We start from the raw sequence: 22,260 nt of genomic DNA, 5'->3' as shown, positions 1-22,260 counted from the left end.
AGGGCGGGAGGTCAGAAGCCGCGCTCGCGGCGGCGACGCCACCGCTCCTCCATGCGCTCCATGAACGGAGTGCCGGAGCGCTGGCGCGACGGGCGGTGCTGGCGACCACCGTCGACGACGCCGAAGCCGGTGCGGCCGGAGGCGCGGACCTTGGGAGCCGAGACGCCGGGGTTGCGGGCCGACGTGAGAGCGAGGATCGCGCCGCCGAGCATCACGACAAAGCCGAGGACGCCGACGATCGTCTGGACGATCGCGCTGAGCTCGAAGAGCACCGCAGCGATGAGGAGGCCGATGCCCGCGACGAGGACGACACCGCCGACGATCATCCGTCGGCGCGCTGCTCGCTGGAACGACGTGCCGCGAAGCGTGGAGGCGAGCTTGGGATCCTCCTCGACGAGGGCGCGCTCCATCTGCTCGAGCATTCGCAGTTCTTCCTCGGAGAGCTCCACTGTTCCTCCTCACCTCTCGCGGCCAAGTCTAGGCACGTGATGGGACACACGGTAGGCGTCCTGTCGAAATTCACCCCGATGCAGGGGTCGCATCTTCCGTCCGGGCCGTTCGCGGCTCACCCGTTGCGTGCCCGGACCCCCACCAGGCTCGCCGGTCGCACGGCCGACGAGCCGAACCGACGAGTCGCCCGGTCGACCGCGCGATCGGCGTCGGACCAGCCGTGGTCGGGCTCGCCGAGCACCAGCTGGCGGTGCACGGTGGTGCGTGGCACCAGCCCTTCCACGCGTACGCCGACCAGGCGCAGGCGCGCTCGCTGGAGCCCGAGCGCGTCGTAGAGCCGCGTGACCGCGCGATGGATCTCCACGGTGACGTCGGTGGCCTCGGGCTGGGTCCGTGACCGGGTGATCGTGGTGAAGTCGGCGAATCGGACCTTGAGGGTGATCGTGCGACCGGCGACGTCGGCCGCGCGCATCCGCCCGGCCACCCGGGCCGAGAGGCGCAGCAGCTCACGCACGATCACCTCGCGATCGTCGGTGTCGCGCGCGAAGGTCTCGTCGGCCCCCATCGACCGCTCCGGCTCGTAGGGCCCGGCACGCGGGGTGAGCTCGCTGCGGTCGGTGCCCCACGCGAGGTGGTGCAGCTCGCGCCCGAGGTGTACGCCGACCGCGCGCTGCAGGGTGCGGAGCGGGGTGTGCGCGACGTCGCCGACGGTGACCAGGCCGAACCGGTGGAGCAGCGCCTGGGTCTTCTCCCCCACGCCGTAGAGCTCGCCGACGTCGAGCGGGTGGAGGAACGACGTCACCCGGGCCGGTGGCACGACGATCACGCCGTCGGGCTTGGCCCTGCGGCTCGCCAGCTTGGCCACCGACACCGACGCAGCGACCCCGACCGAGCAGGTGATGCCCTGCTCGTCGTGGATGGTGGAGCGCAGTTGCTCCGCGATCTCGCCGGGAGTCCCGAGGCGACGGGTGGAGCCGCGGACGTCGAGGAACGCCTCGTCGAGCGAGATCGCCTCCACGAGCGGGGTGACCTCGCGAAAGGTCTCCATCACCGACGCCGAGACGGTCGTGAAGGTGGCGTAGTCGGGCTCGATCACGACCACGTGCGGGCACAGGCGGCGTACGCGCGTCATGGGCAGTGCGGAGCGCACGCCGTAGCGCCGGGCGACGTAGTTGGCGGCGAGCACCACGCCTCGCCCGCTGCCGCCGACCACCACCGGCTGGTCGACCAGGTCGGGCCGCTCGCGCAGCGCGACGGAGGCGTAGAAGGCGTCCATGTCGACGTGGAGCAGGGGCGTGACGATCGGGTCGGCCGTCACCGCGGCCGCCGGCGCGGGTCAGCGGCGGGCGATGACGTGCAGCTGCGCCGCGAGCGGGAGGTACTCGGGGCGCGTGGCGACGGCGCGCTCGAGATCCACGAGCGCTGCGGTTGCGCCCGGCTCGAGGTCGAGGAGGTTGCCCGGGACCAGGTCGGCGAAGACCCGCACCGCCTGGACGGAGGTCGGCTGCAGCCCGGCGGTCGCGAGGAGCGCGGTGACCTCGTCGTGGGTGAAGCGGCGTCCGCCCCGGCCAGACCCACCCACCTGGGCGTCCCCGTCGAGGAGCTCGCGGGCCGCCTGGAAGTGGCCGGCCATCGCCCGCGCGACGACGGCCGCGTGGCGTTGGGCGACGAGCAGGCTGAGGTGGCCACCGGGCCGGAGCACGCCGGCGATCGCCCCGAGCGAGGCAGCGGGGTCGTCGACCATCTCCAGCACGCCGTGGCAGAGCACCAGGTCGGCCTCGTCGACCAGGCTCGCCAGGTCGGCCAGGTCGCCCTGCTGGCCGGTGACCAGGTCGGCGACGCCGCGCTCGCGGGCGCGTCGGTCGAGCGAGGCGAGTGCGTCCGGGCTCGGGTCGATGACCTGCACCCGGTGACCGAGCTCGGCCAGGGGAACCGCGAACCCGCCGGTGCCGCCACCGACGTCGACGATGCGGGCCTGCGCGCCGGCGTCGTCCAGCACCGCGCGTACGCCGTCCCACGCCACGCCGGTGCGGACGGAGTGGCGGCGGTCGCTGGCGGAGGGCTGGGCCATGCGGGCAACCCTAGTGGGAGCTTCCGGGCGCGGTGTGTCATCCCGGGCTCCCCGGACTGCGGTGCCAGAGCTTGCGGGCGACGTCCTGCACGGCCTCGCCGGCGGGCTTCACGTCGGCGTAGGGCGAGAGCTGGAAGCCGCTGGAGTGGGTCAGCACCCGGCGCTGCGCCGGCTCTCCGCCGCTGTCCGCGGGTTGCGCGGGCCGGCGGGCGAGCTCGGCACGCACCAGCTCGAGACCCTCGTCGCTCGTGCGGCCGCGCTGCCACAGCTCGTGCAGCACCGGCAGCTCCCACGCGCCGGTGGCGCGGACCGAGACCCCGCGGCGGCCGGTGCGTCGCAGCTCACCGCGCACGAGCAGCAGCCAGGACGAGAAGACCGTCGAGGCGTAGGGGCCCTGGGCGTCCTCGAAGAACGTCGCGTCGACCGGAAACCCGTGCCGTCGTCGACGGTCAGGAACACGACCCGTCGTCCGGACCGGATCGGCGGAGTCTGGGTGGCGACCTTGACCCCTGCGACGAGCAGCTCGGACCGGCTGCGGCGGCGCAGCAGGTCGCGGCTCCGGGTCACCCCGAGGGCGTCGAGGAACGGGTCGTAGGTGGCCACGACGTGCTGGCTGACGTCGAGGCCGAGGATCTCCAGCTCCGCGCGCATCCGCTCGAGGGTGGTCATCTCGGGCAGGCCGGAGGGCCGCTCCCCCGGCTCGCCCGGTTCGTCGCCCAATCGCAGCGTGAGCTGCACCGACTCGGCCTCCGCCACCGGACGGGCGGCGCGCGACTGCGCGGCTGCCCGCGCCCAGACGCCGCCGTCGGCCAGGACGTGCCGCTCGACCGGGGCGGACGACTCGCGCACGCCGGGGTCGGTGCTGTTGCGCGCGGCCGCCTCCGTGGCGGTGGCGGTCGCCGGCAGCGGCGCCCGACGGCCCACCGGCCCGCGTCCTCGGGCACGCGACGCCCGGTCGAGTGACCGGGCGTGGAGGTCGAGCTCGGCGACCTGGAGCAGCAGGTCGCGTCGCGTCACGCGGTCGCGCCGGTGCACCGCGTGGTCGCGCGCCCCGATGCCGTAGACCCCGTCGAAGCCCCCGGCCAGCACCAGCCGCTCGAGCACCGGTCGCGAGACCCGGGCGCGGTGGAAGAAGTCGGAGAGGGAGACGTAAGGGCCGCCTGCGCGGGCCTCGACGATCCGCGCGACCTCCGCCTCGCTGATCCCCTTCACGTCGGTGAGCGAGAGCCGGATCGCGTGGCCATCGTCCGTGCTGCCCCGCTCGACGACGTAGGACGACGCGCTCGCGTTGACGTCGAGCCCGAGGACCCCGACGCCGAGCTGGCGGGCGTCGTCGAGGATCAGCCGCTTGGGGTACATGCCGGGGTCGTGGGTGAGCACGCCGGAGAGGAAGTGCGCCGGCCAGTGCGCCTTGAGCCACGCCGACTGGTAGGTCGGGAGGGCGAAGGCGGCGGCATGGGCCTTGCAGAAGCCGAACGAGGCGAAGGCCTCCAGCACCTTCCACACCTGCTCGACCAGGGCGAGCTCGTAGCCCTGCGTCAGGGCACGGGGGAAGAACCAGGCGCGCGTCTCGGCCATCCCGTCCGTGCTGCCGAGGGAGCGACGCTTCTCGTCGCCCTCGGCGTTGGTGACACCGCCGAACGTCGCGATCATCTCGATGACCTGCTCGTGGAAGACCACCACGCCACGGGTCTGCTCGAGGATCGGGCGCAGGTCGGGATGGAGGTAGCGCGCGGTCGTCCACCCCTGCTTGACCTCGAGGTAGGGGGTGATCATGTCGCTCTTCACCGGTCCCGGCCGGAAGAGCGAGATGTCGGTGATGATGTCGTCGAAGCTCTCGATGCCGGACTTGCCGACGAGCTCGCGCTGGCCGGGCGACTCGATCTGGAAGACGCCGAGGGTCTTCGCGCTGCTGATCAGGTCGTAGGTCGTGGCGTCGTCGAAGGGGACCTGCTCCTCGTCGTCGAGGTCGATGCGGACGCCGTCGACCCGCTCGACCTCGGCGACCGCGTGGGCCATCGCGGACTGCATCCGGATGCCGAGCACGTCGAGCTTGAGCAGCCCGAGCTCCTCGACGTCGTCCTTGTCGAACTGGCTCATCGGGAAGCCTGCCCACGACGCCTCGACCGGCGTGCGGTCGAGGAGGGTGTCGTCGGAGAGCAGCACCCCGCACGGGTGCATCGCGATGTGGCGGGGCAGGCCGTCGAGGCGCTCGACCAGGCCGAAGAAGTGGTCGAGCCCGTCGTCGCCGAGACCGCTCACGCGCAGCTCGGGCAGGTCGCGCAACGCGTGCCGGGCGTCGCGGGCGCGGATGTGGGGGAACGCCTTGGCGATGGCGTCGATCTCCCCCGGCGGCATGCCGAGCGCGGCGCCGACGTCGCGCACCGCGTGGCGGACCCGGTAGGTGTCCATCATCGAGACCGCCGCGCAGCGCTCGCCGCCGTAGCGGTCGAGGATCGCGCGGTAGACCTCCTCGCGCCGCGCCGACTCGACGTCGACGTCGATGTCGGGCAGCGATGCGCGCCGCGTGGAGAGGAACCGCTCCATCAGCAGGCCGTGGCGCACAGGGTCGACCCCGGAGATCCCGAGCAGGTAGTTGACGACGCTGCCGGCCCCGGACCCGCGCGCGGCCCGGCGGATGCCCATCTCCCCCACCATGTCGGTGACGTCGGCGACGGTGAGGAAGTAGGACGCGTAGCCCAGCGCGCGGATCGTCTCGAGCTCGTCGTCGAGGCGCTTCCAGACCACCGCCTTCGGTCCGCCGCCGTAGCGCCGGCCGATCCCGGCCTCGCAGCGCTGCCGGAGCGCGAGGTCCGCGGAGGGAGCTCGCGCGTCCGAGAGCTGGAACTCCGGGAAGTGCACCTCGCCGATGCCGAGGTCGCTGCGGGGGTCGAGGGCACACCGGTCCGCGACGGCGCGGGTGCGTGCGAGCAGCCGCCGGGCCTCCGGGCCGCTGTCGCCGAGCCCGGAGAGGCGGCAGACCTCCTCGGCGACCTCGTGCATCTGCTTGCCGGACTTGAGGAACCCCTCCGCGTTGCCCCGGCTCCCGGTCGGCCCGACGTCGCGCAGGTGGGTCGACCCGAGCGGCACCAGGCGACGTGAGGCGTCGAGGACGTCGATGGTCGGCGCGTCGAAGCGGTCGGCGTAGCGCACGGCGTTGGTCAGGACGGTGGCGAGCCCGGCGGTGCGGGCGATGCCGGCCATCCGCGCCGCGTGGGGCGACGTGCCCGGCCCCCACTGCCCCCGCCGGCCGCCGAGCCGGTGGGAGATCAGCTCGACCACTAGGTTCTCCCGCGGCACGACCTCGCGCCACGGCGCGATCGCCGCCAGGGCGAGGTCGTCGCGGCGACGGGTCGCGGCGACACCGAGCTCGGTGGCCGGGCCCAGGAGCACCACGACGTCGCCACCCGCCAGGTGGGGCGCCAGCAGGTCGACGGTGGCGACCGGCTGCCCCCGATCGCCGGACAGGTGGACCGAGGAGACCATCCGGCACAGCGCGGCCCACCCGGGCTTGCCGCTGGCCAGGAAGGTCACCCGGCCGCTGCCACCCTGCTGCAGCGGCAGGTCGCGCGCCTCTCCCCCGCGCACCGGCGTACGACGGGAGGGGCCGGGGGCCACTCCCGGTCGCGACGCCGGCGCGACCGCCAGCTCGACGCCGAGCACCGGCCGGATCCCGGCGCGCCGTGCGGCCCGGACGAACCGCACCGCACCGTAGGTGCCGTCGCGGTCGGTCAGCGCGAGCGTGTCCATCTCCTGCTCCGCAGCCCGCTCGACGAGCACGTGCGGGTGGGAGGCGCCGTACTGCAGCGAGAAGCCGGAGGCGACATGGAGGTGGACGAAGGGGTCCGGTGCCACCTCACGCCACGCTGGCGTGCGGCACCAGCCCGAGCGCCTGCTCGATGACGGCCAGGAACCGGTCGGCGTCGCGGACCAGGTCGTCGGCCTCGCGCTCGGACACCGCGCGCGTCGACCCGGCCTCCGCCGCCGCCCGCTTGGCGGCCCCGGCGGCGAAGAAGCTCGCCCACTCCGACAGCTCGGGAGCGACCTCGGCAAGCAGGACCCACGCGTTCTTCTGGCGCCGTCCGCGGGGTGCGGGCCTGGCGCGTGCTGCGAGCAGTGCCGCGGCCGCGCACAGGGCCGCGACGTGGGCACAGGCATAGCGGGTGGGCACGTCGCGCGCCGTGATCGCGTCGCGCAGCGAGGTGGCCGAGCGCTCGAGGTAGGAGTGCGCGGTGGCGGGCAGCATGTGGGGTCCCGGAGCAGGCATCGCAGACATGGACATCTCCCCCTCAGTCCTGGCAGCCGACGAGCTGCCAGCGCCCGTCGGTCCAGTCGAAGGACAGGTCGAACACGCCGTAGCCCTCGGCGTCAGCGGGCTGCAGCCCCCGACCGGCCTCGACGCGCCACAGCTCGCGCTCGGCGACGAGGTCGGTCGTCGTCCCGTCGCGCCCGGAGGTCGACGTGGACGACGAGGTGGCGCCCTGCCACCACGGCCCGGTCTCCACCCAGTGCGCGACGACCGCGCGCACCTTCCACAACCTCCCGCGCCACAGGAACTGGTCGGGGTCCTCGGCCTCTCCACGTCGCACCTCGACGGGGTCGTCGTACTGCCTCATCGCGCTCCTCCACTGCACCCTGGGCAGGCTCGTCCTGCGCATCCGTCGACCCCGGCCGACCCGGGCGGAGGTGGGGGTCGAGGTCACCGCCACCCGGGTCGCATCGAACATCTGTTCGAACACCACGAACCGTACTCCCCGGCACCGACAGCGCGTCAAGAGCGCCGGGCGGATGTGGGGAGAAGATGCGTCAGTCGCGCAGGTAGGACGTGGTCTCGCGCTTCCAGAGGAAGTAGGAGAGCACCAGCCCCTCGACGATGACGAGCGCCGAGAGCACCGAAAAGATCACCGGCAGCTGGTTGTCGATGCACACCGCGCCGACGAGCACGCCGATGCCGGCGGTCGCCGTGAGCACGGGACGGGTCCACGCGTGGCCGCCCTTGAAGAACGAGCCGAGCACCACGGCGAGGAGGGCGAAGCCGACGAAGGCCACGACGGCCAGCGCCACGAAGCCGGGGACGATCGGGCTGTCGCGGAGCTGGTCGATGCCACCCTGGGCCAGGATCTCCTGGGCCGACGGGTTGCCCTCCGCCCACCCGAGGATGACGTCGTCGCGCAGCAGCCAGATCAGCTGCGTGATCACGGCCGAGGTCGCCACGATGAGGACCAGCACCCGCACGGCGTTGACCACTGACCCGGGCACGTCGCGCGCCATCCATCACTCCCTGAGGTTCGTCGTTGTCGTCGCTAGGCTCGCACCATGTCGATCGAGCACGCATCCATCACCTCATTTCGAGGCGAGCACACCCGGCTCGGCGGGACGGGCGACGTGGTCATCCTGCCCGACAGCGCCCACACTGCCGCACTTGCCGCGGCGGCGCTCGGGTGTGAGGTCGGCGCCATCGCCAACAGCCTGCTCTTCGACGCCGAGGGCGAGCCGGTCCTGATCCTGACCTCGGGCGCACACCGCGTCGACACCGCCGCCGTCGCGGAGCGCATCGGCGTCGCGCGGCTCACGCGCGCGGACCCCGAGTTCGTACGCCGTCACACCGGGCAGGTCATCGGCGGGGTCTCCCCCCTCGACCACCCGGCGCCGGTCCGCACCTGGATCGACCCGTGGCTGCGGCAGCACCCGGTGGTGTGGGCGGCCGCCGGCCACCCGGCCGCGGTGTTCTCGACGACCTACGACGAGCTGGTCGAGATGACCGGCGCCGTCGAGGTGGACGTCGAGACGGAGAGCCAGGAAGGGACCGACTGATGGACGCCCTGGCGCTGACCTTCTCCAGCGGTTGGGCGAGCGGCATCAACGCCTACCTGGTCGTCCTGGTGCTGGGCATCGGCGACCGGGTCGGGTCGTTCGCGGAGATCCCCGACGCGCTGGGACGCTGGGACGTGCTGGCGGTGGCGGGCTTCCTCTACGCGATGGAGTTCATCGCCGACAAGATCCCCTACATCGACTCCACGTGGGACGCGATCTCCACCGCCATCCGGCCGACCGCCGGCGCCGTCATCGGCGTGCTCCTCGCGGGTGACGCCTCCTCGCTCGACCAGGCGGTCCTGGGCGTCGTGGGCGGTGGGACGGCGCTGCTCAGCCACCTGGTCAAGGCGGGTGGACGCCTCGCCATCAACTCCTCGCCCGAGCCGGCGAGCAACATCCTGGCCAGCCTCACCGAGGACGTCGCCGTGCTCGGGGTCGTGTGGTTCGCCCTGGAGAACCCCCAGGCCGCGGCCGCGATCGCGGGCGTGCTGCTCCTGCTCGGCCTGGTGATGCTGTTCTTCGTCGGGCGGCTGATCAGGCGGGGTTGGCGTCGCTGGAAGAAGAAGGGCCCGATCCACCAGACCGCCTAGCCCCTAGGGTTCCCCCGTGGCTCGAGTGGTGGTGGTCGGCGGCGGCTTTGGTGGCATGGCCGCGGCAGCGCGACTCGCCAAGCTCGGGCACGACGTCACCCTGCTCGAGCAGGCCGACACCCTCGGCGGCGCGCTCAGCACCGTCGGGCTCGACGGCTTCGCCTGGGACGCCGGACCCACGAGCACCCTGCTGCCCGCGGTCATCCGCGACCTCTTCCGCAAGTCCGGGCGCCCGCTCGAGCGCGAGGTCGACCTCCAGCCGCTCGACCTCGTGCGCGAGCACCGCTTCGCGGACGGCTCGTCACTCCGACTCCCCGGCGCCTCCCGAGCCGCCCAGCTCGCCGCGGTCGACGGCCTCGGTGCGGGTCTCGGCCAGCAGTGGGTCGACCACGTCGCGGCGTACGGCGAGACCTGGGAGCTGCTGCGCAAGGAATGGTTCGAGCGGCCCTTCGACGACGTCGTCGCGCCCCGCGAGCTGACCGCGCTGCTCGGTGCGCGCGAGTCGCTCGAGAAGCGGCTGCGGCGGACGTTCCGCGACGAGCGGCTGCGGCTCGTCGCCGGGCACCGGCTCGTGATGGACGGTCACGACCTGCGCGACGTCCCGGTCTTCGCCGGGGTCGACGTCTACCTCGAGCAGCGCTTCGGGGCGTGGACCGTGCCCGGCGGGCTCGCGGCGCTCGGCACGGCCATGGCCGAGCGGCTGGCACTGCGCGGCGTCACCGTGTTGACCGGCACCCCGGCCGTCGACCTCGTGGTCGCCGGCGGCCGCGTGTCCGGCGTACGCACCGGGGCAGGTGAGCTGCCCGCCGACCACGTCGTCGTTGCGATCGACCCGCGACGACTGCCGGCCCTGGCGTCCTACGTCCGACGCACGATGCCCGCGATCCCGCCGGTGGTGTGCCACGTCGGTCTGGAGGGTGATGTGCCCGACCTGCCGCACGAGGTGGTGCTGCACGGTGACCCGCTGCTCGTGGTGCGCACCGGCGGCCGCGCACCCGACGGTGGGACGGCCTGGACCGTGCTCGCCCGCGGCCGGATCGCCGAGGACGTCCTCACCGCCCTCGCGCGGCACGGGATCGACGTACGCCGCCAGGTCGTGGCCCGCGTCGACCGCAGTCCGCGCGACCTCGTCGAGCGGTGGGGCGGCTCCCCCCACGGCGTGCAGTGGCAGGGGTCGCGCACCGCGCGCAGCCGTCTCGGCCCGCGCACGCCGATCGAGGGCGTGCTCACCGCCGGTGCGCACGCGACGACCGGGTCGGGGTTGCCGTTCGCGGGGCTGAGCGCCGCGCTGGTGGCCGAGGTGGTCGGAAGGGCCTGAGGCGGCTCTCACCCGGGTGGCGGCATACGACACGCTCCGGCCCCTGGGTGGCGGCATACGACAACGATCCGCCCCTCGCGGATGTCGTATGCCGCCACCCACGACCAGCCGGACGTCGTAGGCCGCCACCCAGCGACGGGATCAGTAGACGAGCTCCCACACCGTCGTGATGGAGACGGTGACCGAGGCCTCGCCCGGCTCGAGACCGCCGCCGGCGTCGCGCATCATCGCCATCTTCGGCATCGGGCCGGGACCGGGAGCGACCTCGCCCTCCACGATCGTCTGCACCGCGCCGAGGCCGGCGCCCGCCATCCTGGCCAGCGCCGCCGCGCGCTCCCGCGCATCCTGGAAGGCCGCCTCGCGAGCCGCGGCGCCGGCTCCGTGGTCCTGGGTGACCTCGAGCCCGACCCCGTCGACGACCAGCGCGTCGCCGACTTCCGCTGCGAGCTCCCCGAGCATCGCCCCCGCAGCCGCGAGGTCAGCGCAACCGATCGAGAAGGAGTGCCGGGCCTCGTAGCCGTCGCGCACCCCGGAGTGGTCGTGCCACGGCCACACCGAGACGCCGGTGGAGCCGATGCGGCGCTCCTCGGTGTGGCGCCCGGCGACCTCGACGAGGGTCGCCGCGGCGGCGGTCATGGCGTCGTACGCCTCCGCGACCCCGGCGCCACGCCCGACCACGCCGAGGCGGGTGATGGCACTGTCCGGGTGAACCCGGCTGGTGCCGGTCCCGGTCACGGTGACGGTGTAGAGGTCGGGCTCGGGAGGCATGGACCCCAACCTAGCTCCGCTACCGTCGCCCGATGCCGATCAGCATCGCCGAGGAAGTGCTCGACCAGATCGAGTCCCACTGGGAGGGCCAGCTAAGACCGCGGTTGCACGGCCTGACCGACGACGAGCTCGCCTGGACGCCGATCCACTCCGATCCGAGGACAACGATCGAGTGGCGCATCCGGCACGTCACCGAAGGTCTCGCCGAGACCAACGCGACCTACTTCGACGGGCCACCCGTGGGAGAGCTCCCACGCCCCGGCAGCGCCAGTGACGCGCTGGATCGGCTGGACGAGGCGTACGCGGGGTGGGTCTCGGGCGTGCGCGGACTGGGAGACCTCGGGCTGTCCGAGGCGCAGGGCTCACGTAGCCCGGCCGCCTTCGCGCAGGCACCGGTGGCGAGGGTCATGCTCTTCACGAGCGTCGAGGTGATCCACCACGGCGCCGAGATCTGCCTGCTGCGCGACCTCTACGTCAGACGGTGATGCGCAGGTTCGCGAAGATCTCGCGCGTCGCCTTCGAGCGGTTCAGCGTGTAGAAGTGCAGCCCCGGCGCACCGGCGCCGAGGAGGTCCTCGCAGAGCTCGGTCGCGATGGCGATGCCCTCGGCGCGCAGGGCGACGGGGTCGTCGGCGTACGGCGTGAGGCGGGCGCTGGTCTCCTCGGGCAGCTGGCGGCCCGAGAACTCGACCATCCGCTCCATCGAGCGCAGGTTCAGGATCGGCATGATCCCCGGGATGATCGGGAAGTCAGCGCCCACGGCGGTCGCCCGCTCGACGAGAGCGACGTAGTCGGAGGCCCGCAGCACCATGTCGGTCACCGCGAACTCGGCGCCGGCGTCGTGCTTGGCCTTGAGGACACGTGCGTCGGACTCGAGGTCCGCGGCGTCGATGTGCCCCTCGGGGAAGGCCGCGACGCCGATCCGCATGTCGGCGCGCGCGGAGATCAGCTCGACCAGCTCGCTGGCGTAGGTCAGGCCGCCCTCGGTGGGCGTCCACGGCGTGCCGGGACCGGTCGACGGGTCGCCGCGCAGGGCCATCACGTGGGTCACACCGGCGGCGCTCAGCTCGTCGAGGATCGCGGTGAGCTCGTCGGTGGTGTGGCCGACGCAGGTCAGGTGCGCGACGGGCAGCATCGAGGTGTCGCGCGCGATTCGCTCGGTGATCGCGACGGTGCGGTCGCGCGTCGTACCGCCGGCTCCGTAGGTCACCGAGACGAACGTCGGACCGAACGGCTCGAGGTCGGTGATGGCCTGCCACAGCTGCTGCTCGCCGGCCTCGTCCTTCGGCGGGAAGAACTCGAAAGAAAAGGACCGCTCGCCGGCTGCGAGGAGCTCGCGCATGCTTCGTCCAGGTGCGTGCGTCATGCGCAACAGCCTACGGACGACCGCGCCTCATCCGGGAATCGTCCCAGTAGTTAGGCTCGCCCGCGTGACGACCTGGGACCCCGCACCGTTCCGCGACCAGGTCCAGCAGGTGCTGGATGCGTTCCTCGACGAACGCGAGGCCGAGCTCGCCCCGCTCGGCCCGGACGCCGGGCGCCTCATCGCCGAGGCGCGTACGTCGGTGCGCGGCGGCAAGCGGTTCCGCGCGGCCTTCTGCCACTGGGGGCACCGGGCGATCCGGCCCGAGCCCGCGGACCCGGCGGCCCTGGCCCGTGCCTGCGCCTCGCTCGAGCTGCTCCACGCGAGCGCCCTCGTGCACGACGACTACATGGACGCCTCCGACACCCGGCGCGGCCGTCCCGCGACCCACCGCGCGTTCGGCGCCGAGCACCGGTCGGCTGGCTGGCGCGGCGACCCCGACCAGTACGGCGCCGCCGCCGCGATCCTGCTCGGCGACCTGCTCCTCGGCTGGGCGGGCGACCTGCTCCGCCACTCCGGCTTCGCCGCCGACGAGGTCGCCCCCGGGCTCGACCTCTTCGAGCGGTGCCGCACCGAGGTGATCGCCGGGCAGTTCCTCGACGTGTCGGTCCAGGCCCGCGGTCACGCCGACGTCGACACCGCCATGACCGTGCTCCGCTACAAGTCCGCCAAGTACTCCATCGAGCGTCCGATCCACGTCGGCGCGGCGCTCGCCGGCGCCGACAGCGTCCGGATCGAGCAGCTGAGCCGCTTCGGCCTCCCGCTCGGCGAGGCCTTCCAGCTCCGCGACGACCTGCTCGGCGTGTTCGGCGATCCCGCCGAGACCGGCAAGCCCGCGGGCGACGACCTGGTCGAGGGCAAGCGCACGGTGCTCGTCGCCCTGGCCCTCGACGGGGCGCCGCGGGCCGACGCCGAGCGCCTCGACGACGCGCTCGGCACGCCGCTCACCGAGGCGGACGTCGACGAGCTGCGCGCGATCATCGACGCCTCCGGTGCGCGGGCGCAGGTCGAGGAGGTGATCGGCTCGCTGGCCGACCACGCCGTGTCGGCACTGGCCGCCGCCGACGTAGACGACGAGGCGCGCGTCGTGCTCACCGAGCTCGCGGCGGCCGCGACGCAGCGGACGGTCTGACTCCAAGCTCTGGCTCAGTCGAGGCGGATGATCCCCGGGACGACCGGTCCGTCCCCGCGCAGCAGGACGGAGAAGGGCACGCCCCGGTCGGCGTGGACCCGCGAGCCGAGCACGCTGAGCGCGATGCTGAAGGACTTCTCGTCCGAGCGCGCGAGCGTCCCCCAGCCGTCCCACAGGAGCAGCACGCCGTCCGTGCCGCCACCGATGTCGTGGAGGCAGTCGGCGAGGGCGTCGAAGTTCTGCCCGTACCAGTCCGGGAAGCCGAGCGTCTCGCCCACCTCGGCGAGGAAGGCGGCCTTGGTGTCGGAGCGCGTCCAGCCGTCGACGTACCCGAAGCCCCACCCGGCGTGCTCGACCGTGTGGCGTACGTCGGCGGCGTCGAACGCGCCCGACCACAGGTGGATGCCGGGTGCCTCGTGCCGTGCCAGCACTGCCGCCAAGCCGCTCATTCGGGGTCCCCGCAGCGTTGTTCGGAGGAGCGCAGCGGAGGAGAAGAACGTTGTGGGGTGATCCTCATGGTGACCTCTCGATGCTGGAGAAGGAGTCGTAGTGGTCGTCGGTCCAGTAGTACTCCCCGCCGTCGCCGGTGACGATCCGGCGGGGGCCACGCACCTGCGGGGCGGACTCGACGGTGTACTCGCGGTAGTAGCCGAACGGTTGGTCGGGCAGCAGGTCCTCACGGTTCTCGAACGTCTCGTCGTCGTTGCCGGGGTACTTGAAGGGGCCGCCCGCGTCGATCCGCTCGAGCACGTCGCGGGCCTCGGCGGGCAGGCTCGCCTCGGCGACGTAGGGCAGTCCGCTGTCGGGGTCGACCCCGCCCGCTGTCGGCGGGAACCCGGTCTCGTCGTCGAGCGAGGTGGCCGGCGGCACCGCCGACGGGGAGGAAGTCGTCCCGCTCCCGGAGCTGGCCGGGTCGCCCGGCGTCGGCGTGAAGAACCAGACGACCAGGATCGCGGCAGCGGCCAGCACCACCAGCCACCGGTAGCGCTGGCGACCCGTGGCTGTCGCGGCCATCAGTACTCCAGCACCTGCGCGCGGCGCTTGACCTCGCTGCCGCGGTTCTCGCGCAGCGCGTCGATCGGACGACCGGGGAGGTTGTCGTCGGTGAAGAGCCACGCGATGCACTCGCGGTCGTCGAACTTGTGGTCGTGCAGCATGACCAGCAGCCCCGACAGGCCCTTGACGACCAGGCCGTCCTGGATGAAGTCGGCCGGCACGCGCGGCCCGGCACCCGGCGCGGACACCGCCTGGGCGAGCTCGTGCTCGCGGATCATCGTGCGGACCTTGCTGGGGGTGACGCCGAGGAGCGCGGCGACCTCGCTCCACTCGAGCCACTCGGGGACGAGGGCGGCGAGGTCGCGGTCGGCGAGTGGTACGTCAGTCATGCCCGCACCCTATGAGAGCGCGGGTCCGGCAGCGAAGTCGTCCGGGCCTGCGGAGTTGTCACCCCGACGGGTGATCCGTAGCGTGCGTGGGATGCACCCCCTCAGATCCGCGCTCGCGGCCGCCCTCGTGGGCCTGCTGGCACTGACCCTGTCCCCGGCCGTCTCCCCCGCACAGGCCGACCACTACGACGGGGCCCCCGGCCCGGTCCATGCCGGCAACACTTTCGGCTGGTACCAGTACGACGTGTTCCGTCAGGAGTTCGTCGGCCCCAAGCCGGCTTTCTGGAAGCAGGACGGCCGCGGCATCGTCCGCACCCAGAACGGCATGCTCACCCTGATGAGCACCCAGCGCGGCAGCGTCTCGGCCACGCTCGACCTGAAGGGCAACACCTACGGTCGCTGGGAGATCCGGATGCGGGCCCGCACCCTGTCGAAGGTCAAGGGCGGCAAGCCCTTCAAGGTCGTCACCGAGCTCGTCCCGGGCGGCACCCGTGACCAGAACTGCGGCGGGCGCGACATCGGCATCGAGAACTTCACGCTCGGCTCCAACACCGTGAAGTCCTACGTGCACACGCTGCCCAACAACTCCTACCGCGGCTTCCTCGGTCGTCACTTGCGCAACGACCGGTGGCACACCTACGCCGTCGAGGTCGCGCCCGACCACATCTCCTGGTTCGTGGACGGCCACGTCATCAACACCGAGCGCCGCGACGGGGCCCTCGACCCGGTGCCGCGCCAGCTGAAGTTCGAGCTGCGCGCCCAGAAGGGCGAGAAGATGGACCCGGCGCGGATGCAGATGGACTGGATGCGCTACTGGTCCATGCGCGCACCCAACGAGAAGTCGATCAAGGCTCCGCAGCTCGAGCTGAGCACCTTCAACGGAGCCTGCTGACCCCGGTCTCCTCACCACGTCTCCTGCACCGACGACACGCCCGAGGGGCCCTGCGCATCGCGCGGGGCCCCTCGTCCTCGCTACCGTCGAAGGCTCGTCCGGCGCGCTTCCCTCCCGCAGGACCCCAGGTCCCTCGGGCGCAGCCGGCAAGACGAGGAGTGCTCCCCTGTGCCGCCTGTGTCCCCTTCGGTGCCCCGACCGGCCCGCTCACTGTCCGCGTTCGTCCTGGGCGCCGTCCTCGCGGTCCCGCTGTCGACCGTGGTCGCCGCGCCCGCCGAGGCCGACCACGTGCGGCTGCCCGACGACCGCAGGCTCGTGTCGTACGTCGTCCGCCCGGGCGACACCGCCTCCGGCCTGGCCGTGCGGTTCCACGCGTGGACGGCCGAGCTGGTGGCCCACAACCACCTCGACGGCGGCACCCTCCACGTCGGGCAGCGGATCGAGATCCCGGTCGTCAGCAAGGGCGGGGACAGGGGCGGGGACAGGGGCGGGAAGAAGAACGGCGGCGCGAAGGGCGGACGCCCGACGGTGTGGCAGCACCCCGACCGCGACCGCGAGAAGGTGCGCCGCGTGATCGCCGGCGCCGCCCGCCGCCTCGACGTCGACCCGCAGCTCGCGCTGGCGATCGCCTGGCAGGAGTCGGGCTGGCAGATGGGCGTGGTGTCGAGCGCGAACGCGATCGGTGCGATGCAGGTGCTGCCGTCGACCGCGCGGTGGATGGAGCACTACGCAGGCCGTCCGCTGCGGCTGCGCACGCGAGGCGACAACGCGAAGGCCGGGGTGCTGCTGCTGCGGGTGCTCTCGCAACAGACGAACCGGCGTACGCACAAGATCGGCGCCTACTACCAGGGCCTCGGCGCGGTCCGCGAGCACGGGCTCTACGCGGAGACCCGTACGTACGTCGCCAACGTGGTGGCCATCAAGAACCGGCTCGAGGACGGCCGACCCCCGTCCTGACCCCCGTCCGACCGTAGCCGCGCCACGCCGGAGCCCTCGCGTGAGCGTGGCAGCAGGCACCGCTTCCGTAGAGTGGTGGCGCTGGATCCTTCCCCGTCCGGCGCCTGGAGGTCGACAGTGGAGCCACCCGAGCACGCCCGCGCAGCAGCGCCCGGCGTGTCTGGCGACCCCATGGTCGGGCGCCTGCTGGAGCGCCGCTACCGCATCGGCGCCCGGGTGGCGCGCGGCGGGATGGCCAGTGTCTACGAGGCCACCGACATCCGCCTCGACCGCACCGTCGCGGTCAAGATCATGCATCCCGGCCTGGGCGACGACCAGGAGTTCGCCGAGCGCTTCGTGCGCGAGGCACGCGCCGCCGCCCGGCTCAACCACCCCCACGTCGTCGGCGTCTACGACCAGGGCGACGACACCTCCGACGGTCAGGACACCGTCTTCCTCGTCATGGAGTACGTCCCCGGCCACACGCTGCGAGACGTGGTCCGCAAGGAGGCGCCGATGCCGCCGCGGCGCGCGCTCGCGCTCCTCGAGCCGGTCGTCTCCGCGCTCGGCGCGGCGCACCGCGCCGGGCTGATCCACCGCGACGTGAAGCCCGAGAACGTGCTGATCGCCGACGAGGCGCACGGCGGCCGGATCAAGGTCGCCGACTTCGGTCTGGCGAAGGCGGTCAGCGCCGACACCCAGCACACCGCGACCGGCGGCGTGCTGATCGGCACCGTGTCCTACCTCGCCCCCGAGCTGGTGGTCGACGGCCGGGCCGACGCGCGCGCCGACGTCTACGCCGCAGGCGTCGTCCTCTACGAGCTGCTGACCGGCCGGAAGCCGCACGAGGGCGAGTCGCCGATCCAGGTGGCCTACCGCCACGTGCACCACGACGTCCCGATGCCCTCCCTGCTCCAGCCCGGCATCCCCGACTACGTCGACGCGCTCGTCGCCCGCAGCACGTCGCGCGACCGCGACCAGCGCCCCGCCGACGCCACGGTCCTGCTGCACCACCTCCACCGGGTCGAGCAGGCGCTGCGCGAGGGACTCGACTCCGACCCCGAGCTCGCCGCGGACCTCCTCCCCCGGCGCGCGCTCACCGTCGACACCTCGGACACGGAGGAGCCGGGCGAGGACACCACGCCCGAGCCGTTCGACGCGGGCGCGCTGGCGCTGCTCACCGAGGTCGACCCCCGCGACTCGGGGCTCGTCGACGACGGCAGCCCCGACCGGACGACCGCCCTCGAGCGCCACCCGGTCCCGATGCGTACCCCTTCCGAGGCGCCGGTCACCGAGCCGATGAAGGCTGTCGTGCCGGTCGCCGTGGCGGCAACGGCGTCACACCCGGCCACCACGACACAGGCCGTCCGCCCGGCACCGGGACGTACGCCCGGCACGCCGTCGGGGAAGGCACCGAGCAAGGTCGCCCCGGTCGCCACGACGGCGCGCCGCCGCTCGCGCAAGGGACCGCTAGCACTCCTGCTCGCGATCGTCCTCGTCGCCGGCATCGGCGCCGGTGCGTGGTGGTTCGGCTGGGAGCGCTACACCACGACGCCCGCCGTGCTCGGCCTCGACGAGGCCGCCGCGAGCGCCGAGCTGGAGTCGTCGGGCCTGGAGGCGGAGCCGGGCGAGCCGGCCTACAGCGAGAACGTCGAGGCGGGCCTCGTCATCGCCACGGACCCCGAGCCGGGGGGCAAGGTCCTCGACGGCGGCACCGTGACCCTCGTGCTGTCCCTCGGGCCGGAGCGCTACGACGTGCCGCAGCTGGCGGGGCAGACCGAGGACCAGGCGCAGGACGCGCTCGCCGCGACCAACCTCACCTTCGGCGAGAGCGTCGGCCGCTGGAGCGAGACCGTGCCCGAGGGGCAGGTCGTCCGCACCTCCCCCAAGGCAGGGACGACGCTCAAGCCCGGCGCGACGGTCGACCTCGTGCTGAGCCGCGGCCGCAAGCCCATCGAGGTCAGGGACTGGACCGGCAAGTCGTTCGACACGGCGTCGCAGGCCCTGGAGAAGCGCGGGCTCGCGGTCGCGGTCACCGACGAGTCCTACAGCGACACCGTCCCGGAGGGGGCCGTGATCTCGCAGGACCCGACCAGCGGCACGCTCTTCCGCGGCGACACCGTCTCGTTCTCGGTGTCGCTCGGCCCCGAGCTGGTCGAGGTGCCCCAGGTGAAGGCGATGGGGGTCGAGGCGGCCACCGAGCTGCTCGAGGGACTCGGGTTCCGGGTGGAGACCGAGCAGGCCGACATCTACCTCGGCATCGGCTACGTCTCGAGCTCCGACCCGGGCGCGGGCGACGAGGTGCCGAAGGGCTCCACGATCACGTTGTTCGTGGTCTGACGCCCTAGCGTTCGGGCGTGCACGTCGAGCAGCCCGGTCGTACGACGCTGCTCGCGTCGCTCGTCCTCCTGGCCCTGGCCGCGTGCTGGGGATCGACGTTCTTCCTCATCAAGGACCTCCTCGACCGGGTGCCGACGCTCGACTTCCTGGCCGTCCGCTTCTCGATCGCGTCGATCGTCCTGCTGCTCGTCGCACCCCGCGCGATCTCGCGCCTCTCCCCTGCCGTGCGCCGGCACGCCGTCGTCCTCGGCCTGCTCTACGGCGTGGCCCAGATCCTGCAGACCGCGGGTCTCGCCCACACGCCGGCGAGCGTCAGCGGCTTCGTGACCGGGCTGTACGTCGTCTGCACGCCGCTGCTCGCCGCCGCGATCCTGCGCACGAGGATCCCGCCCGTCACCTGGGTCGCGGTGGCGCTCGCGACGGTCGGCCTCGGCGTCCTGGCCCTGCGCGGCCTCAGCGTCGGCTTCGGCGAGCTGATCACCCTGGCCTCCGCCGTGCTCTACGCCCTGCACATCGTCGGGCTCGGTGCCTGGTCGACCGCCCGGGACGCGGTCGGCATGACCATCCTCCAGGTCGTCGTGATCGCGCTGGTGTGCACGCTGGCGACCGCGCACGACGGGATCGTGCTGCCGAGCCGCACCGCTGACTGGGTGTCGGTCGGCTACATGGCGGTCATCGTGGGAGCCGCCGGCCTCCTCGGGCAGACCTGGGCGCAGGCCCACCTGCCGCCGACCCGTACGGCCATCATCATGAGCATGGAGCCGGTGTTCGCCTCGGTCTTCGCGGTGTGGCTGGGTGGCGAGGACCTCACCCAGCGCCTGCTCCTGGGCGGTGCGATGGTGCTCGTCGCGATGCTGATCGTCGAGCTCGCGCCGCGGCGCGTGGTCGAGGGCGAGGTCCCGCACATCGCGGTCTGAGCGGGCGGGACCGGGCCGGGTGGCGGCGCGTCCTCACCCCCGAGACGGGCGACGCCCGTGGCGCATCCCCCTATCGTGGCCCCGTGGACACGTGCGTGCGGTGTGGGGCGGCCCTCGGCGTGGGTCGGTTCTGCCTCAACTGCGGGCACCGCATCGGCGACCCGGCGCCGGCCGAGGCCGCACCCCCGGTCACCGCTCCCGATCCTGCTCCCGCCACCGCGCCCGACCCGGTCGTCCTGCCCGTCCAGGCGGCCGACCCGACGGCCGTGGCGCCGGCCACCGCTCCCCTCGGCGCCCCGGTCGAGCCGGTCACCATGCCCGATCCCGTCCCGGCACCACGCCGGCCGCAATCCGGATCGACGGCGGACGGGTCGACGGTGTCCGAGTCGACCTGGGACCCCCGAGAGGAGCTCCTCCCCTACGAGGAGGTCGACGGGCTCGAGGTCGACGACCCGGTGCCCGGGCGCGCCTGGATCTTCTGGGTCCTCGGTGCCGTGCTGCTGGTGGGCCTGGTCCTCGTGCTGCTCCGGGTGTTCGCCACCGACGAGGACGACCCCGCGGCCGTCGACCCCACGACGAGCGAGTCGTCGACGCCGGCGGACGACGCGTCGGAGACGTCGACCGAGGCCAGTGAGGACGAGGACGGGCCGACGGGCGTCGGCAAGCGGATCGACCTCGCCCGCGCCGCGACCTTCGAAGTACCCGGCACGGCCCCGCCGACCACCGACTTCGACGGCAACCTGGTGGCCTACGAAGCCGTCCAGATGCACGACGGCGACCCGAGCACCACGTGGCGCATCGCCGGCGACGCGACCGCGAAGGTCGTCACCGTGACACTGGGCGAGCCCGCCGTCGTCGACCGCGTCGGCCTGGTCAACGGCTACACCAAGCAGGTCGCAGGGGTCGACTGGTACCCCAACAACCGCCGCATCCTCGCGGTCACCTGGGGCTTCGAGGACGGGACGACGGTCGAGCAGACCTTCTCCGAGAACCCCACGATGCAGCGGCTCAAGGTGCCGCCCGTGCAGACCTCGACGGTCACCATCACGATCACCTCCGTGACACCTCCGGGCAGCGGCAACCTCGGCCGCGACTACACCGCGATCAGCGAGGTCGCGATCACCGGTCGCCGAGCCGGCTGAGCACCAGCGCCGCCCGCTCCGCGTCCGCCCGGGTGACGTCGAGGTGGGTGACGAGGCGTACGGCGCGGGGTCCCACCGCGGCGATCCGGACACCCTCGTCGGCTGCTGCGGCGACGAACGAGGCAGCATCGGGCCGGTCCACCACGACGATGTTGGTGTCGACGAGCTCCGGGTCGAGGCCCAGCGCCCCGCCGAGCAGGCGGGCGTGGACATGGTCGTCGGCCAGCCGTTCGACGTGGTGGTCGAGGGCGTACGCCCCCGCCGCCGCCAGCACGCCGACCTGGCGCATCCCGCCGCCCATCCGCTTGCGGCGGACACGGGCCTCGTCGATCGCGTCGGCCGAGCCCACCATCAGCGAGCCGACCGGGGCACCGAGGCCCTTGGACAGGCAGACCGCCAGCACGTCGGCGATCCGGCCGTAGTCCTCGAGCGGGGTGCCCGTCGCGACGTGCGCGTTCCACAGCCGCGCGCCGTCGAGGTGGACGGCGGTGCCCGTCGTGTCGGCCCAGGCGCGCAGGTCGCGCAGGTCCTCGAGCGGCAGCACGGCGCCGCCGGCGAAGTTGTGGGTGTTCTCGACCGAGATCGCGGCCGTGCGGACGAAGAAGGGCCCCATGTCGGGTGCGTACATCGACTCGATCGCCGCGAGGTCGAGCTGGCCACGCTCGCCCGTCCAGGTGCGCATCGTGATGCCGCTGATGGCGCCGTGCGCGCCGAGCTCGGCCCGCGCGATGTGGGCCGAGGAGTCGCACAGCACCTCCTCACCCGGCCGTACGACGCTCGCGACCGCCAGCACGTTGGCCATCGAGCCGGTCGGGGTGAACAGCGCGGCCTCGTGGCCGAACATCGCCGCCACCCGCTCCTGGAGGGCCGTGACGGTGGGGTCCTCGCCGTAGACGTCGTCCCCGACCTCCGCGCCGGCCATCGCCGCGCGCATCGCCTCGGTCGGCCGGGTCAGGGTGTCGGAGCGCAGGTCGATCACGCGGCGAACCTACCGGGGCGGTGTGCTGCACCGCCCGGCGGTGGTGGAGCCACATTCCGGTCGCACCGAAGGTGGGTGGACCCCCGCTCGCAGGCGTGTCTTACGGGGGCGCGCCGCCCGGCGGTGGTGGAGCCACATTCCGGGCGCACCGAATGTGGTTGGAC

General features: G+C 73.1%; 23 protein-coding genes and 1 pseudogene. 11 read left to right on the top strand and 13 right to left on the bottom strand.

Annotated features, from left to right (window positions below; translation table 11 throughout):
• Positions 1-11 precede the first annotated feature (11 nt).
• The 7 genes from EUA06_RS02280 to EUA06_RS02255 form a co-directional block, all read right to left on the bottom strand.
• On the bottom strand, positions 12-449 hold the full coding sequence (locus EUA06_RS02280; RefSeq protein ID WP_129473368.1) for a DUF3040 domain-containing protein: 438 nt from the start codon (positions 447-449) through the stop codon (positions 12-14).
• A gap of 116 nt (positions 450-565) precedes the next feature.
• Positions 566-1,768 (bottom strand): DNA polymerase IV, encoded by a 1,203-nt coding sequence (dinB, locus tag EUA06_RS02275; protein WP_242497920.1) that lies wholly within the window; start codon positions 1,766-1,768, stop codon positions 566-568.
• Between the two features lie 18 nt (positions 1,769-1,786).
• Positions 1,787-2,521: a class I SAM-dependent methyltransferase gene (locus EUA06_RS02270; RefSeq protein ID WP_129473367.1), complete on the bottom strand. Its 735-nt coding sequence runs from the start codon at positions 2,519-2,521 to the stop codon at positions 1,787-1,789.
• Positions 2,522-2,671: 150 nt separating this feature from the next.
• A complete protein-coding gene (locus EUA06_RS02265) occupies positions 2,672-6,376 on the bottom strand; it encodes a DNA polymerase III subunit alpha (protein WP_207208165.1) in 3,705 nt (1,234 codons plus the stop codon).
• A gap of 1 nt (position 6,377) precedes the next feature.
• Entirely contained in the window at positions 6,378-6,797 is a 420-nt protein-coding gene (locus EUA06_RS22645; RefSeq protein WP_207208164.1) for an SAV_6107 family HEPN domain-containing protein, read from the bottom strand.
• 13 nt (positions 6,798-6,810) lie between these two features.
• Positions 6,811-7,137: a DUF6504 family protein gene (locus tag EUA06_RS02260; RefSeq protein WP_129473366.1), complete on the bottom strand. Its 327-nt coding sequence runs from the start codon at positions 7,135-7,137 to the stop codon at positions 6,811-6,813.
• Between the two features lie 190 nt (positions 7,138-7,327).
• On the bottom strand, positions 7,328-7,792 hold the full coding sequence (locus EUA06_RS02255; protein WP_129473365.1) for a hypothetical protein: 465 nt from the start codon (positions 7,790-7,792) through the stop codon (positions 7,328-7,330).
• Positions 7,793-7,837: 45 nt separating this feature from the next.
• On the opposite strand from EUA06_RS02255, the gene EUA06_RS02250 reads away from it, so the two are divergent.
• From EUA06_RS02250 to EUA06_RS02240, 3 genes are read left to right on the top strand one after another with little or no spacing between them, the layout of a single operon-like run.
• Positions 7,838-8,335, top strand: a complete 498-nt coding sequence (locus EUA06_RS02250) for a YbaK/EbsC family protein (protein ID WP_129473364.1) — start codon at positions 7,838-7,840, stop codon at positions 8,333-8,335.
• On the top strand, positions 8,335-8,925 hold the full coding sequence (locus EUA06_RS02245; RefSeq protein WP_129473363.1) for a DUF4126 domain-containing protein: 591 nt from the start codon (positions 8,335-8,337) through the stop codon (positions 8,923-8,925). The genes EUA06_RS02250 and EUA06_RS02245 overlap by 1 nt, the downstream gene beginning before the upstream one ends.
• Positions 8,926-8,941: 16 nt before the next feature.
• The gene (locus EUA06_RS02240) at positions 8,942-10,243 is read left to right on the top strand and encodes a phytoene desaturase family protein (RefSeq protein WP_129473362.1); all 1,302 of its coding nucleotides are present in this window, start codon (positions 8,942-8,944) and stop codon (positions 10,241-10,243) included.
• Between the two features lie 141 nt (positions 10,244-10,384).
• Here the strand turns inward: EUA06_RS02240 and EUA06_RS02235 are convergent, their stop codons facing one another.
• Positions 10,385-11,011 carry an SIMPL domain-containing protein gene (locus EUA06_RS02235; protein WP_129473361.1) on the bottom strand — a complete coding sequence of 209 codons (627 nt, stop codon included), beginning with the start codon at positions 11,009-11,011 and terminating at the stop codon, positions 10,385-10,387.
• A 32-nt stretch (positions 11,012-11,043) separates the two neighbouring features.
• On the opposite strand from EUA06_RS02235, the gene EUA06_RS02230 reads away from it, so the two are divergent.
• Positions 11,044-11,496 (top strand): DinB family protein, encoded by a 453-nt coding sequence (locus EUA06_RS02230; protein WP_129473360.1) that lies wholly within the window; start codon positions 11,044-11,046, stop codon positions 11,494-11,496.
• On the opposite strand, the gene metF is transcribed toward EUA06_RS02230, so the two are convergent.
• Entirely contained in the window at positions 11,486-12,376 is an 891-nt protein-coding gene (gene metF / locus EUA06_RS02225; protein ID WP_207208163.1) for a methylenetetrahydrofolate reductase [NAD(P)H], read from the bottom strand. The two genes, EUA06_RS02230 and metF, sit on opposite strands and share 11 nt — an antisense overlap.
• A gap of 64 nt (positions 12,377-12,440) precedes the next feature.
• Here metF and EUA06_RS02220 point away from each other — a divergent pair, with 64 nt between their 5' ends.
• Entirely contained in the window at positions 12,441-13,505 is a 1,065-nt protein-coding gene (locus EUA06_RS02220) for a polyprenyl synthetase family protein (RefSeq protein WP_242497919.1), read from the top strand.
• A gap of 14 nt (positions 13,506-13,519) precedes the next feature.
• On the opposite strand, the gene EUA06_RS02215 is transcribed toward EUA06_RS02220, so the two are convergent.
• From EUA06_RS02215 to EUA06_RS02205, 3 genes are all read right to left on the bottom strand, one after another.
• Positions 13,520-13,954 carry a barstar family protein gene (locus tag EUA06_RS02215; RefSeq protein WP_129473358.1) on the bottom strand — a complete coding sequence of 145 codons (435 nt, stop codon included), beginning with the start codon at positions 13,952-13,954 and terminating at the stop codon, positions 13,520-13,522.
• 64 nt (positions 13,955-14,018) lie between these two features.
• A complete protein-coding gene (locus EUA06_RS02210) occupies positions 14,019-14,519 on the bottom strand; it encodes a guanyl-specific ribonuclease (RefSeq protein WP_129473357.1) in 501 nt (166 codons plus the stop codon).
• Complete coding sequence (locus tag EUA06_RS02205; protein ID WP_129473356.1) at positions 14,519-14,890, bottom strand: Rv2175c family DNA-binding protein; 372 nt, start codon at positions 14,888-14,890, stop codon at positions 14,519-14,521. Before EUA06_RS02205 ends, EUA06_RS02210 begins: the two co-directional genes overlap by 1 nt.
• Positions 14,891-14,981: 91 nt before the next feature.
• Between EUA06_RS02205 and EUA06_RS02200 the strand changes: the two genes are divergently transcribed.
• The 6 genes and pseudogenes from EUA06_RS02200 to EUA06_RS02180 all read left to right on the top strand — a co-directional run bounded on the left by EUA06_RS02200 (position 14,982) and on the right by EUA06_RS02180 (position 21,117).
• The gene (locus EUA06_RS02200) at positions 14,982-15,782 is read left to right on the top strand and encodes a glycoside hydrolase family 16 protein (protein ID WP_165354223.1); all 801 of its coding nucleotides are present in this window, start codon (positions 14,982-14,984) and stop codon (positions 15,780-15,782) included.
• A 189-nt stretch (positions 15,783-15,971) separates the two neighbouring features.
• Entirely contained in the window at positions 15,972-16,739 is a 768-nt protein-coding gene (locus EUA06_RS02195) for a lytic transglycosylase domain-containing protein (RefSeq protein WP_165354222.1), read from the top strand.
• A 171-nt stretch (positions 16,740-16,910) separates the two neighbouring features.
• Positions 16,911-17,792, top strand: a pseudogene (locus EUA06_RS23335) (protein kinase domain-containing protein); the annotation flags it as partial.
• A gap of 189 nt (positions 17,793-17,981) precedes the next feature.
• A complete protein-coding gene (locus EUA06_RS23330) occupies positions 17,982-19,058 on the top strand; it encodes a Stk1 family PASTA domain-containing Ser/Thr kinase (protein ID WP_422879742.1) in 1,077 nt (358 codons plus the stop codon).
• A 17-nt stretch (positions 19,059-19,075) separates the two neighbouring features.
• Entirely contained in the window at positions 19,076-19,975 is a 900-nt protein-coding gene (locus tag EUA06_RS02185) for a DMT family transporter (protein ID WP_129473353.1), read from the top strand.
• Between the two features lie 83 nt (positions 19,976-20,058).
• Complete coding sequence (locus EUA06_RS02180) at positions 20,059-21,117, top strand: NADase-type glycan-binding domain-containing protein (RefSeq protein ID WP_129473352.1); 1,059 nt, start codon at positions 20,059-20,061, stop codon at positions 21,115-21,117.
• Here EUA06_RS02180 and EUA06_RS02175 read toward each other — a convergent pair.
• Positions 21,095-22,096, bottom strand: a complete 1,002-nt coding sequence (locus tag EUA06_RS02175; protein WP_129473351.1) for a threonine aldolase family protein — start codon at positions 22,094-22,096, stop codon at positions 21,095-21,097. The genes EUA06_RS02180 and EUA06_RS02175 overlap by 23 nt on opposite strands.
• Positions 22,097-22,260: the final 164 nt, after the last annotated feature.

This window comes from Nocardioides glacieisoli (assembly GCF_004137245.1).
Classification (GTDB): Bacteria; Actinomycetota; Actinomycetes; order Propionibacteriales; family Nocardioidaceae; genus Nocardioides; species Nocardioides glacieisoli.
The sequence above is the reverse complement of the archived record's forward strand: the minus strand, read 5'-3'. Positions and strand labels throughout refer to the sequence as shown.